Annotated in this window: 11 protein-coding genes and 2 pseudogenes; 9 read left to right on the top strand and 4 right to left on the bottom strand. The window is 38.4% G+C overall.

Annotated features, from left to right (window positions below; genetic code table 11):
• Positions 1 to 46: 46 nt before the first annotated feature.
• The 6 genes from CBS1_RS10230 (at position 47) to CBS1_RS10205 (ending at position 6,999) form a co-directional block, all read left to right on the top strand.
• Positions 47 to 2,596, top strand: coding sequence for an EAL domain-containing protein (locus CBS1_RS10230; RefSeq protein ID WP_090222350.1), 2,550 nt, complete (start codon positions 47 to 49; stop codon positions 2,594 to 2,596).
• Between the two features lie 154 nt (positions 2,597 to 2,750).
• The gene (locus tag CBS1_RS10225) at positions 2,751 to 3,491 is read left to right on the top strand and encodes a 2-phosphosulfolactate phosphatase (protein ID WP_062946212.1); all 741 of its coding nucleotides are present in this window, start codon (positions 2,751 to 2,753) and stop codon (positions 3,489 to 3,491) included.
• 26 nt (positions 3,492 to 3,517) lie between these two features.
• On the top strand, positions 3,518 to 4,252 hold the full coding sequence (locus CBS1_RS10220; protein WP_090222353.1) for an ATP-binding cassette domain-containing protein: 735 nt from the start codon (positions 3,518 to 3,520) through the stop codon (positions 4,250 to 4,252).
• Positions 4,253 to 4,264: 12 nt separating this feature from the next.
• Positions 4,265 to 5,212, top strand: a complete 948-nt coding sequence (locus tag CBS1_RS10215; protein WP_033191158.1) for a SufB/SufD family protein — start codon at positions 4,265 to 4,267, stop codon at positions 5,210 to 5,212.
• Positions 5,213 to 5,246: 34 nt separating this feature from the next.
• Positions 5,247 to 6,620, top strand: a complete 1,374-nt coding sequence (locus tag CBS1_RS10210; protein WP_090222355.1) for an ArsB/NhaD family transporter — start codon at positions 5,247 to 5,249, stop codon at positions 6,618 to 6,620.
• A gap of 46 nt (positions 6,621 to 6,666) precedes the next feature.
• Positions 6,667 to 6,999: an STAS domain-containing protein gene (locus CBS1_RS10205; RefSeq protein WP_033191156.1), complete on the top strand. Its 333-nt coding sequence runs from the start codon at positions 6,667 to 6,669 to the stop codon at positions 6,997 to 6,999.
• A gap of 26 nt (positions 7,000 to 7,025) precedes the next feature.
• Here CBS1_RS10205 and CBS1_RS10590 read toward each other — a convergent pair.
• The 3 genes and pseudogenes from CBS1_RS10590 to CBS1_RS10875 form a co-directional block, all read right to left on the bottom strand.
• Positions 7,026 to 7,664, bottom strand: a pseudogene (locus CBS1_RS10590) (DDE-type integrase/transposase/recombinase); the annotation flags it as partial.
• A 9-nt stretch (positions 7,665 to 7,673) separates the two neighbouring features.
• Entirely contained in the window at positions 7,674 to 8,417 is a 744-nt protein-coding gene (locus CBS1_RS10585) for a DDE-type integrase/transposase/recombinase (protein WP_338323362.1), read from the bottom strand.
• Positions 8,418 to 8,531: 114 nt separating this feature from the next.
• Positions 8,532 to 8,603 (bottom strand): annotated as a pseudogene (locus CBS1_RS10875) (hypothetical protein); the annotation flags it as partial.
• 128 nt (positions 8,604 to 8,731) lie between these two features.
• Here CBS1_RS10875 and CBS1_RS10200 point away from each other — a divergent pair.
• Positions 8,732 to 9,424, top strand: a complete 693-nt coding sequence (locus tag CBS1_RS10200) for a queuosine precursor transporter (protein ID WP_033191155.1) — start codon at positions 8,732 to 8,734, stop codon at positions 9,422 to 9,424.
• A gap of 208 nt (positions 9,425 to 9,632) precedes the next feature.
• Here the strand turns inward: CBS1_RS10200 and CBS1_RS10195 are convergent, their stop codons facing one another.
• The gene (locus tag CBS1_RS10195) at positions 9,633 to 10,832 is read right to left on the bottom strand and encodes an IS110 family RNA-guided transposase (RefSeq protein WP_241685499.1); all 1,200 of its coding nucleotides are present in this window, start codon (positions 10,830 to 10,832) and stop codon (positions 9,633 to 9,635) included.
• Between the two features lie 212 nt (positions 10,833 to 11,044).
• On the opposite strand from CBS1_RS10195, the gene CBS1_RS10190 reads away from it, so the two are divergent.
• On the top strand, positions 11,045 to 12,301 hold the full coding sequence (locus CBS1_RS10190; protein ID WP_033191154.1) for a DUF1576 domain-containing protein: 1,257 nt from the start codon (positions 11,045 to 11,047) through the stop codon (positions 12,299 to 12,301).
• Positions 12,301 to 12,633, top strand: a complete 333-nt coding sequence (locus tag CBS1_RS10185) for a hypothetical protein (RefSeq protein WP_090222543.1) — start codon at positions 12,301 to 12,303, stop codon at positions 12,631 to 12,633. Before CBS1_RS10190 ends, CBS1_RS10185 begins: the two co-directional genes overlap by 1 nt.
• The last annotated feature ends 41 nt before the right edge of the window (positions 12,634 to 12,674 follow it).

Here is a 12,674-nt window from a genome sequence, read left to right as displayed (position 1 = left end):
TCAAAGAACTTAAGAAAGCAGCACATGAGGAGTGGTTGATATTACGTTGATTGTCAACAAAATATTGGCCATGATAGGTGTACTTGTATCTGTTGTAAACTTTGCGTATGCTTTAGATAGAAAGGTTTACAGAATTTCAAAAGGTGCTCTTCATGTTGCTGTGCACGTATTGCTATTTAGTTGTACAGAGTTTTTCAAATACGAAGTAACTAACATCTTGTTATTAGAAAAATTTCAGGACATACTTTTACTTTACTTACCGGTTGCCGTGTTTTCATTTACTTTGGATTTTTCAGGAACAGAAAAGTCCAAAAATAAGATGTTATTTCTATATACCATTCCAACACTTTATTTAATTTTAGCACTCACTAACGAATACCACAAGTTATTTTGGTCTGGCGAGGTAAAGACTGTATTTTACGGTCCAGAAAAAATTAGGCCGCATGGTTCGTTTATTCCTTGGACATACTTCATTTTCGCTGTAATATTGCTCTCATTGGCTGCTAAATACATATTTGAGAGTAAGAAGCTTGACGAGAAAACGAAGAAACGCACCATCTTAATATTTATATTTGGCATGTCTGGCACAGTTGCGGTATATCTCGCAAATTTTAACTACACGCTGCTTTCGTTTATTCTATCGCATACAGTAATGTTTTTAAATCTCTTGACCATAAATTACGCATGGCGAAGAATTTTGCTCTCAGCAAGGTTTAAAGCGTACGAATACTCCAAAGATGGGTATATTGTAGTTGATAGTGTTAACGGACGTGTTCTTGATATGAATGAATCTGCCTCACAACATCTTGGTTTGGGAAGAGAAGCTACAATTGGGAGAGTAGAAGCAAAGATAAGAAATTTAATCAAGAAAAACGGTGAGATTATTTTCGAAAATAACAAGTTTCTTAGTATTTCCACAACCGAATACGAAAAAGATGGTACAGTGCTTGTTATTCTAAAGGATGTAACCAGTGAAATTGCTTCAAAGAGGCACATAGAAAAAACCCAAGCATTTTTTAAAACACTTTTCGAAAACATCCCTGATGGTGCTGTGATATTGGACAAAGATGGGATAGTCAAGGAGTGCAACAACCAATTTCTTACTATGTTTGGTTATAGCAAGGAAGAAGTTCTCGCAAAACCTATTGATGAGTTAATATTGCCAAAAGATTTGGAAACAGAGTCTGATAAACTTAGAAATTTAGTTCTTGAGCAAAAATTCTTGAGAGTTGAAACGACAAGGCGAAGAAAAGATGGTACGCTGGTTGATGTTAGGATTACTGTCTCCGTAATTGAAACCGACGAAGAAGTGCTTATATACGCAATATACACTGATATCACCGCTGAAAGGGAAGCTATGAACATCGCAAGAAATGTTCTGCAAAGGGACCCACTAACAGGACTTTATTCAAGACACTATTTCATAAGAAAGCTATCCTCAACGATTGAGTTCTCTTCGATAGATGATTACAACGCAGTTATCGCCATAGATATCAGGGATTTCTCCCTTTTCAACAGTACCAGGGGACATAGCTTTGGGGATGAGTTGCTAAGAGAAATTGCAAAAAGATTAAAACAAGTTCTTCGAGAGGGAGACACTATAGGAAGACCTTATGCGGATGAATTTTGGATCTTGCTCGAAAAAGTTGGAAAAGACTATAAGCAGGCAAAAGCAACTGTTGCAAACATTGTAGGAAAACTTGAAGCAGAATTAAGAAAGTTCTACAATGTAAATAGCGAAATCTTGGAGATAAAGTTTTCAACAGGGATACATATCTTTAGCTCGATGGACAATGCCGAAGACGTATTGAGAAAGCTTAACCTCGCACTTTCACGAGCAAAGTCTTCAAGAGATGGCACGGTTTATTACAGTGCTCTTATTGACAACGAACTCCAAGAATTAGCAACAAAGGAGCGGGCGTTGAAAGAAGCTGTTTTCAATGGCGAGCTCAAGATCTTCTTGCAACCTATTTGTAACTCTTATTCAGAAATAGTTGGAGCAGAGGCGCTTCTACGCTGGCTAAAAAAAGACGGTTCTATAGTCCCACCGCTTGATTTTATAAAATTTTTAGAAGAAAACGGAATGATTATATCTGTTGGTGAAGAAGTGCTAAGGCAAGTCTGTGAGTTCATGGCTAGTAACGACGATTCTATAGCATTTGTCGATGTAAATGTTAGCCCAGTTCAGCTAAGACATCCAAATATGGCTGAACGCTTCATTGAAATCATTTCTGCTTATGAGATAAAACCAAAAAAGATAGTTATTGAATTTACCGAAAACATACTTATCGACATGAACCAAACGGTGAAGAGCAATGTTGAGAAGCTTTTGAACTTTGGTTGCCAGCTGTGTATAGATGACTTCGGAACCGGTTACTCTTCATTATCATACTTAACAGTACTACCTTTGAAAAAGATAAAAGTCGACAGGTCGTTTGTATCGCGAATTCCGGAAGATTCACGCTCAATAAAAATACTAGAGGCAGTCTACAACATCGCAAGGTCATTCAACTTAGATGCGATTCCTGAAGGAGTAGAAAATGAAAAGCAGCTCGAAATATTGACGATGATCGGTTACAAGTTGTTCCAAGGTTAGTACTTTGGTAAACCTATGTCTGTTGATGATTTTACCAAGGTTTTACACGAAAGGTCTAAATTTACGAAAAATTAATACTCTGTACTAATTGCTACAATACGTTTTTCACTTAATCCCACCTCAGAGGTGTATAATTGTCTCTGAGGTGATTTTTTTGCTTTACACGTTCTTCAACTACAAAGAAGTGGAGTTATTTGAACGGAAAATAGATTCGGAAGTACCTGACGTGATTAAATATTTCGATATTTCGGTAGTAATTGATGTACTACGTGCAACTTCTACGATAATTACTGCCTTATCGAATGGTGCAACATGTGTTATACCAGTTTCAGATATCGCGCAAGCCTTGAGTCTGAAGTATTATAACCCAGGTTATCTTCTGGGTGGTGAACGAGGAGGACAGAAGATTGAAGGTTTCGATTTGGGGAATTCTCCTTTCGAGTACGATGAAAAAACCGTAAAGGAAAAAACTGTTATTCTGACTACAACAAACGGAACTAGTTCTATACTCAGTGCTTCAAGGATAGCTCAGAAAGTTCTATTAGCTTCTTTCCTCAATTTAAGTTCGGTGGTCAACATGCTCAGCGGTTACGACGCTTATACAAATATTGCGATTATTTGTGCTGGGAACAACGGTGAAGCATCTTACGAAGACATCCAAGTTGCAGGAGCGATTATTTTTGGAATTGTTAGAAAACGTTCTCACCGGTTGTCAGATAGCTCCATTATAGCGTTAAAACTCTGGGAATCACTGAAACGTCCAGATTTTTCAGGAGAGCACGCACACAGGTTGCGGGAACTGGGCTTTGAGAAAGATTTGGAATTCTGTCAGATGATAGATCATTTTCGATTAATAGCCAAGTTCGAAAATGGAAAAATAGTCAAAATAGGATAATAAAATTGTTGGACGAGGTGAAAAGGATGTTAGAGCTGGTTGAGATATCCTACAGAACTAATGAAAAAGAGATACTAAGTGATGTGACTATGAAGTTTTTACCAGGTTATAAATACGCAGTAATTGGAACAAACGGTGCAGGAAAGAGCACGATAGGATACGTTATAATGGGGCTGAGTTCGTACAAACCCTACAAAGGGAAAATCATGCTTGACGGCAAGGACATTACCAGTTTAACAGTAACAGAAAGAGCCAAGCTTGGAATTACCTTAATGTGGCAAGAGCCTGCAAGATTTGAGGGAATGACCATAGAAAGTTACCTGACATTAGGTGGGAAACTCGCACTCCAAAAAAACGAGGTTATCGAGGCAATGGAGTTCGTAGGGCTCAATCCCAATCTTTATCTTAAAAGGTTTGTTGACAAAACGCTGAGTGGTGGAGAAAGAAAGCGCGTAGAGTTGGCATCAATAATATTGCTAAAACCAAGATACGCGATATTAGACGAACCGGATTCCGGGATCGACTTGATGAGCTTGAACATAATCAACGATGTTGTTAATTACATCGCGCAATATGGTGGAACACCAATTATAATAACACACAGAGAAGAGATGGCTTACAACACAGACTACGGTTATCTAATATGCGCTGGCAAGGTTTTAATGCACGGTAAAACAGAAAATGTCTTAAACGCATTCCGAAATACCTGTGAAGCTTGTACACATCCGAATATTCCTCAAAATAACGAACTCGGGAAATAGGGAGATGAAAGTATGGATGTGAAAAAGGAATTTGAGGCAATTGTTAAAACAGCGGAAAAACTTGGAACTGATGCTTCGAACTTTATGGATAAAAGGATAGCTTCAATCATAATAAGCGGTAACCGTGTAATAGGTCTTAACAACGTCCCAGGTTTGAAATTAGTTCCCACAACAATGCAAGATGGTGTCCAGGTCGATATGGAAATAGAGGAGAATGTCCAAATTCCGTTTCCTATTCATGTTTGCACAGGCTATTTAGAAAAGAAGGGCTACCAGCGTGTTGTGTTCAACATAAGAGTGAAGAAAAACGCCAAGGTTAAATTCACCGCTCACTGCGTTTTTCCGCAAGCTGAGGAATTCACACACGAAGCCGTTTCCAACGTAGTTGTCGAAGAAGGAGCCATCATGGAATATAACGATGAACATTACCATAGTGATGCGGGGACAATAACGCTTAAGACAACAACTAATGCTGTAGTTGAAAATGGTGGAGTATACAGGAATACGTTCCACCTTACAAAGACAAGAGTCGGAAGACTGGAAGTGAAAATGAACCTAACCTTAAAAGAAAATGCCGTAGGTGAACTTGTCAGCAAAGTAAAAGCTTCCAAGAATGATGAAGTGGACATAAACGAAGTAGTTTATCTAAATGGAGAAAGAGCGAGGGGCCTTGCCAAGACTGTTGTTGTCGGACTTGATGAATCTAAAGTAAATGTTCTAAACGAAGCTTACGGCAACGCACCTTATTCCAGAGCTCACATCTCTTGTGAGGAAATTACAAAAGGCGAAAAAGTTGTGGTATCAACTACCCCTATTCTAAAAATAACAAATGACCTTGCAGAGTTGACCCATGAAGCTTCGATAGGCCGTGTAAGTGAGAAGCAACTTGAAACACTTATGGCAAAAGGATTGACAGAAGATGAAGCTACTGAGCTGATTATTAAGGGCCTTCTTATGTGATTTTTCTATCTTCATCGTCCGACGGGTGATATGGATGATAGCAACGATAATCACGATTCATCTGTTTTTCGCTACCGTGTATCTTGTTATAAAAGAGCCTGAAGTTGTTTTTAGAAACAAGAGAGTAGTTTTAGACTACGCAAGAGTATCCTTAGGAGTACTTGGATTGTTGATAGCCTCAGGCATTGCGTCGTTAACGACCATAAAGACAGCTATAATGCCGCAGATGAATATAGTTCCCTGGCAGATACTGATAATATTCTTTGGTTCGGCTTACATATGTGGTTCTCTCGATGCTTCCGGAGTCCTTAAGCTCATTGCGTACAGATTTGCAAGCGTTTCCAAGACGGGGAAAAAGCTGTTTGTAAATCTCGTCCTTATTGCTGGTGTACTTACGATCTTTACATCTAACGATATCGTGACTTTGACACTTACGCCTATTATCGTTTACATAAGCCAGTACGCAGGAATTAATCCGATACCGTATTTGATTTCTGTCTTCTTTGCATCAAATACTTGGAGTATGTTCTTTTACATTGGGAATCCAACTAATGTTATAGTAGCTCAAGCTTATTCACTTACCTTTTTTGGATACGCAAAACTGATGTTTTTTCCAACGATTGTAGCTATAATTACATCGTTCATTGCTTTTTATCTCAAATATAGAAATACACTACCCAAAGAAATTACCATTACACTCGAAAGTAGTGAAAATGGAGTAGAACTTCAAAACGCAATCAAAGACAAACGCTATGCTTTTTTATCAAGCGGATTTTTTATGTTGTTCTTTATTACAATAGCGATAGGTGATTTGATTGGTCTACAACTTTGGAAGGCAATTTTGATATTTTCAGGGATATATCTTCTTCTGAATACGGCCTTCTCAGATGTACTTTCTGAAAGAGATGAAGTCGTAGTTGAAGTCGGAAGGTTTGATTACAACCTTACTTTCTTAGTTGATACATTAAGACGAGTCCCTTGGAAGATGCTACCGATGGTGTTAACGTTCTTTGTATTTGTGCATATTTTTACAAGGTTTGGAATAACGAAATACGTAGGCTCGCTTTTTAACTTCAAAAACGAACTAGTTGGCACCGTATTGACGACGTTTATTACAGCTTTCGCTGCGAACGTGATGATAAACCAGCCAATGACTATATTCTTTGCGCAAGCATTACACAAAAAGCCAATAAACTACGCTATGAGCCTTGTTGTTGGTTCAAACATAGGTGGAAACATAACACTCATAGGTGCGTTGGCAGGTATCATGTGGTCAAGGATACTGAAACTATACGGTATAGAAATGAACAACAAAATATTTGTGAAAGAAACTTTCTTTGTTGCTGTGCTCACATTATTCACAACAAGCATAGCGATCTATTTGGTCTATGCTCTTTCGCGTTCTTAATATTATGTAGATTCGGCATAATTGGTGGAAAGAGGTGATACAAACTATGTACACATACACCGAACATGGAAAAGCTGTGGTCATTAAGATTGGTGGATCTATCGATATACAAAATGCGCAAAGTTTTAAGGACTGGGTTATCTCTGAATTCTTAGAGAATGGAAAAAAGTACGTAATACTGGATATGACACACGCCACGAATATTGACAGCTATGGTTTAGGTATTCTTGTCGGTATTTATAAAAGATTGGTTTTACAGGACGGATATCTAAAGATTGTTGCCCCCAACAAGAATATTCGAACATTATTCGAGGTAACTGGTCTAGATAGAATCATAAGAATCTACGAGACAGTCAGTAATGCCATTAAAGATGAATAATCAAAGTTAAAGAAGAAGGGATGCTGTTAACTTGTAGTGATGGAAGACAATAGAACACTCATAACACGCGCAATATCATTCCCGTTCAGTTTCAAGAGATTTCTCACTACACAAAAGCTGTTTACGTACATTGGAAGATTGTCAATATTCTTAAATCCACGCTTGGCTCGTACAAAGTCTTGGAATAACGAAAATTTAGATTCACATTGATTGTTCTGCCCAAGTCTCACAACTATATGGTTGATATTCTTGTATAGTATCTTCACTGCACCATACGCACCAAGTCCATCAGTGATTAGTTCGATTTCTCTTTCGTTGTTACCAAAGAACTTCTCTAACAATATCTTCACCTGACCCATATCACGATACTTAGACACATGCCAAGCAACAATAAGATTCGAATTGTGCTCAACTAAGAACCAAACGTAGTACTTTTTGGATTTAAACACAACGACAGTTTCATCACCATGGACTTTGAAAGCATCTACAGGAACGAGGATGGAAAAGAAACAAGACAACTTAAGGATCCACTTGTAGATAGCGACATGAGAGACTTTGATATTAAGTGAGTCTCTGATGGAACGCAAGGACACAGCTTTGAAATAAAGGACGAAGGCTTTAAGGACAATAAAGATAGGGAAACGGAAGAACTTGAAAGAGTCGAAAGGATCCTGTTAACTTGTAGTGATGGAAGACAATAGAACACAGATAACACGCGCAATATCATTGTTGTTCAGTTTCAAGAGATTTCTCACTACACAAAAGCTGTTCACGTACATTGGAAGATTGTCAATATTCTTAAATCCACGCTTGGCTCGTACAAAGTCTTGGAATAACGAAAACTTCGATTCACATTGATTGTTTTGCCCAAGTCTCACAACAATATGATTGATATTCTTGTATAGTATCTTCACTGCACCATATGCACCAAGTCCATCTGTAATTAGTTCGATTGTTCTTTCGTTGTTACCAAAGAACTTCTCTAACAATATCTTCACTTGACCCATATCGCGATATTTGGATACATGCCAAGCAACAATAAGATTCGAATCGTGCTCAACTAAGAACCAAACGTAGTACTTTTTGGATTTAAACAAAACGACAGTTTCATCACCATGGACTTTGAAAGCATCTACAGGAACGAGGATGGAAAAGAAACAAGACAACTTAAGGATCCACTTGTAGATAGCGACATGAGAGACTTTGATATTAAGTGAGTCTCTGATGGAACGCAAGGACACAGCTTTGAAATAAAGGACGAAGGCTTTAAGGACAATAAAGATAGGGAAACGGAAGAACTTGAAAGAGTCGAAAGGAAGAGGGACAAATTGAGGTAAGTTAGTTGGGATTTCGTCTCTGGTATGGCAAGAACGGCAACGGAACTTAACGAAGGCTTTTTTGACTTTGTGGATTTGCATAGTTTTTCCACAGACAGGGCATTTAGGATAAGGGAAAGAGAAGAGCTTGTGTTTTTTTGAATGAACAAGTCTGAAAGTGCGCTTACAGTCTTTGCAAAAGTATTGTTGGTTACCGTACTTATCATGACCGTTTTTGTAGATGTTGGTAGAGCCGCATTTGGGGCAAGAGACTACAGAATTTTGCATAGTGGAGTACCTCCTTTTTGTGAGAATTGATGGTGGGGGGTGTTCCACTAATAAGAAGATAATACGGTTTTTGGAAATTTTCAATACTTTTAGTTAACAGCATCGAAGAAGGTTAGGGAGGTATTGGTATGTTCAACGTTTTTGTGCTGTTTTTGGAGTACATGCTTTCAACCTTGATTATTCTTTTGGCACTTCGGTTTATGAAAAGAGAAGGAGCTTACGTAGCTCTAGCCACGCTTATCATAGCATCGAACCTTGGTGTTGCGAAGCTATTCAAATTATTCGGTCTTGAAGTAACTGCTGCCAACATGAGCATGGGCATGGCATTCGTTATCTATTCTATTTTGACAGAAGTTTATGGTAAAGAAGAGGGAAGAAAAGCTGTTTGGACTGGATTTTTTGCGCAACTTGCCTTTGTTTTACTTGGCCTCGTCTATACAAGCTATGTTCCATCTAAAAACGACTTTGCACAGAGCTATCTATCACAAGTCTTTGCTTTGACTCCCAGAATAGCATTTGCAAGTTGGACCGCTTTTATACTCTCCGGTTACACGGCAGTCTGGATACATCACGCTCTTAAAGGAAAAACAAAACTCTGGGTGAGAAATAACGCTGCAACAAAGATAGGACAAATTGTCGATAACCTCATATTTGTGACAATTGCATTCCTTGGACTTGTTGATTTTAAGACGTACCTGCAAATTTTTCTAACAACCAGTGTTGTGGAATTCGCACTTGACTATGTCGATACCTGGGTCGTGTACCTTGGAGTTAATTTTTTGAAAGAAGACGATAGAAATTTTGAAGTGGCAAAGCTTTAACAAGATGCAAAATCAAACAAAATTTCGTGGACTTTTTGTTGGTCTGGTCTTGAGATATGATGAAAACGAAATTACTTAAATATTCGAATTAAAACGAGGGCAAAGCCCCTCGTTCTTTTTTTCTAAATGAACGAACGTTATGATAGAATTATCTGTGTAGAACTTAGTGGACTCGGAGTTACTATTTCTTTAATGTATAAGGAGTCAACTATGCAAAATTAAATTTTTGTTTTGAGTGTGAGATAGCATAATCAATATTGAACTTCTCTTTCTTTCTCAACATTGCGTACAACGTTCGCAATAACTTGTGTACTACTGACATTATCGCTTTTTTGTACGGTAAACCTTGCTGCCTTTTTCGTTCATAGTATGTTCGGAAATATTCGTTGTGAATCACTACACTCACTGCCATTAGCCATAGTATTCGTCTTAGGTGGGCATTGCCCCTTTTCGATATGTGTCCTTCTACTTTGCTTTTGCCTGATTGGGCAATGCTTGGATCGAGTCCACAATACGCAATGAGTTTTTTGTATGTACTAAATCTTGAGATATCTCCAACTTCTGCCAAGAAATGCATCGCGCTGTTTTCACCAATACCTGGTATTGACGTGAGTATCTCGATATCAAGGTTTATCGCACTACATTCGCAATATTCTTTCATCATCTTGTCGTATTCTTCAAGCTGTTGCTGTAAAAATTGTAGTTCTTTGATATTTTGCACAAGAATCTTTTCTTTCATCGGCCAATATTGAGCAATCGAGTTATTAGCGAGTTCTTTAAGTTTTTGAGCATTAAGTTTTGTACTTCTGCCACGGTCTTTGGAAAAGAACACATCCAGATTACGAGCCTTTTGAATAGCCTTGGCAGAAGGGAAATGAGAAAGAAGATTGAGGATAGTGTCACTGTAGATATTGGTAACTCTTTCGAGTTCAGGGAAAAGAACGTTGAGCAGTTTTTCGATATTGCCTTTAACTTTTGCGATGCGGTGGATAATGTTTTCGCGTGCTCTGACAATATCACGAAGCTCAGAGTTGACAAAAGCAGAAGAAGGAATTTGATGTTGTAGGTAAAACAAAGCAGTAGCGATAATGCGAGCATCGATTTTGTCGGTTTTGGTCTTTCGAAGAGAAGCAAAGTTTTTAACAGTTAGAGGATTAAAAACAGCGCAAGCAAAGTCGTTGGAAGAAAGGAAAGCCAGAAGGTTGAGATGATAACAGCCAGTAGATTCCATAGCGATGATGATGGATTGTTTTGGGAAGGCAGAGAGTTTGTTTGCGAAGGAGGAAAAGCCTTGCTGGGACATATCGAAAGAAGATTCGAAGATGATGGAACTGGGATTAGAGATAGCGCAGACGTTGAACTTATCCTTGGAAACATCGATGCCGACGAATATGGAGAAGTTATTCATACAAGAACCTCCTTTCGAATGATGAGGGCAGGGAGCCTGCTGAACCAATCCTCCATGCTGACGAGGGCTGAAAGCCCAACCAACTAATCATGGTTAAAGGCAGGCAACAGACTCCTTAAATGGCTTAAAAGCCAAGGTGACATAAGTTGTCCTGCCCTCAATTTTTTTAAGCTAAATTATTTATACCATATTTTTATGTAGGAGGGGGACATGTGGTCTATAAACTGCTGCTTTTTATTTCTACTTCTTTCATATTTTTTGGTCTGGTGGTAGGAAATGTAGACTTATTATCGGAGCTAAGTGCTATCATTCACTCACCTGACTATTTAATTACAGACTACTTGGAAATTGCGGGTGTTGGAGGTGCCTTTCTTAATAGCGGTCTCCTTATGCTTTTATTTATACTGTTACTCAAAACACTAACGATACAGCCTACAGGTGTTTCCATTGCTTCAATAATGACAATCGGTGGATTTGCACTCTTTGGAAAGAACATATTCAACGTCTGGCCACTTGTTGCTGGAGTGTTTCTGTATACGTTGTTAATCGGTGAGAATATTAGAACATATCTCTATGTTGCGTTATTCGGTACGGCACTTGCACCTATCACTACACATCTGGTTTTGAACAAGGGATTTAATTTGACGGGATTAGTCTTGGCATTACTAATTGGTTTCTTCTTACCACCTCTTGCAAGTTTCTCGTTAACTTTGCACCGCGGTTACAACCTTTACAATATAGGATTCACAGCAGGATTGCTTGGAATGTTTATAGGTGCACTTTTGAAAGCGTATAACCTCCATCCGGAGCAACGACTTATCTGGCACAGAGAACATCAGCTATTACTTGCAATATTTATATACGCTCTTTTCTACGCGATTTTATTATACGGATTAAAACTAAACAACTGGTCGTTCAAAGGTTACAAAAACATATTCAATTACTCCGGCAAATTGTTGACAGATTTTATACTTTTGGAAAATGCGGCAGTAACATTTATAAATATTGGAATTCTCGGACTTGCTGGTACAACATTCGTACTTCTCATCGGTTCAGAACTAAATGGGCCAACAATAGGCGGCATAATGACGCTTGCCGGTTTTGGTGCACTCGGAAAACATCCGAAGAACATATTACCAATTGTAATTGGCGTACTTATCGGTGCTTTTACTAACGCCCAGGAATTCAACAGTCCTGCCATGGTTTTAGCGGTACTCTTTGGCACAACACTTGCACCAGTAGCTGGGGAATTTGGATTTATTTGGGGAGTTATCGCTGGATACTTGCACAGTGCTCTTGTGCTGAACATAGGTACTTTACACTTTGGGATGAACTTGTACAATAACGGTTTTTCCGGAGGATTCGTAGCACTCTTTTTGCTACCAATAATCGACGCGTTTAAGAACCTGAAAGATACTATTATTAAGAACTTGCTTGAAAAATGGAATAGTGGAAGGGGGCAAAACTGATGGAACTTGAAAAGCTGCTCGTATCGGTGATAAACGAAATGACTTACTATTTACTGAAGAATGGTGCACACATTATATCCTCTGAGATCGTTGCACTTGAAAAGAATTTCTACATAGTTATCGAAGCACACATGAGTGTAACAGAAGATATGATGATCGAACTAAAAAAACTTTCGAAAATAAAGGATCATTCTGAATTAAAATACTATTCCTCATTAGCAACACACGTAGGGAATCTACAAGATATATACGCTATTGCACCGTATTTGAAAAAACTCGAAGTTTCAAACGATGAAAACGTGATAAAAATAGAAATTTACGTTGACAGGTGAATCCAGAAGCTAACACTTTTAATACAGTGGGAGTGTGATCA

The sequence above is a fragment of the Fervidobacterium changbaicum genome, from assembly GCF_004117075.1.
Classification (GTDB): domain Bacteria; phylum Thermotogota; class Thermotogae; order Thermotogales; family Fervidobacteriaceae; genus Fervidobacterium; species Fervidobacterium islandicum.
Note: the sequence above shows the minus strand (reverse complement) of the source record. Positions and strands in the feature narration are given on the sequence as shown.

Coding starts and splice junctions, on each gene's coding strand:
- CBS1_RS10220 (WP_090222353.1), top strand. CDS start 3,518: ATGTTAGAGCTGGTTGAGATATCCTACAGAACTAATGAAAAAGAGATA.
- CBS1_RS10215 (WP_033191158.1), top strand. CDS start 4,265: ATGGATGTGAAAAAGGAATTTGAGGCAATTGTTAAAACAGCGGAAAAA.
- CBS1_RS10210 (WP_090222355.1), top strand. CDS start 5,247: ATGATAGCAACGATAATCACGATTCATCTGTTTTTCGCTACCGTGTAT.
- CBS1_RS10205 (WP_033191156.1), top strand. CDS start 6,667: ATGTACACATACACCGAACATGGAAAAGCTGTGGTCATTAAGATTGGT.
- CBS1_RS10585 (WP_338323362.1), bottom strand. CDS start 8,417: ATGCAAATCCACAAAGTCAAAAAAGCCTTCGTTAAGTTCCGTTGCCGT.
- CBS1_RS10200 (WP_033191155.1), top strand. CDS start 8,732: ATGTTCAACGTTTTTGTGCTGTTTTTGGAGTACATGCTTTCAACCTTG.
- CBS1_RS10195 (WP_241685499.1), bottom strand. CDS start 10,832: ATGAATAACTTCTCCATATTCGTCGGCATCGATGTTTCCAAGGATAAG.
- CBS1_RS10185 (WP_090222543.1), top strand. CDS start 12,301: ATGGAACTTGAAAAGCTGCTCGTATCGGTGATAAACGAAATGACTTAC.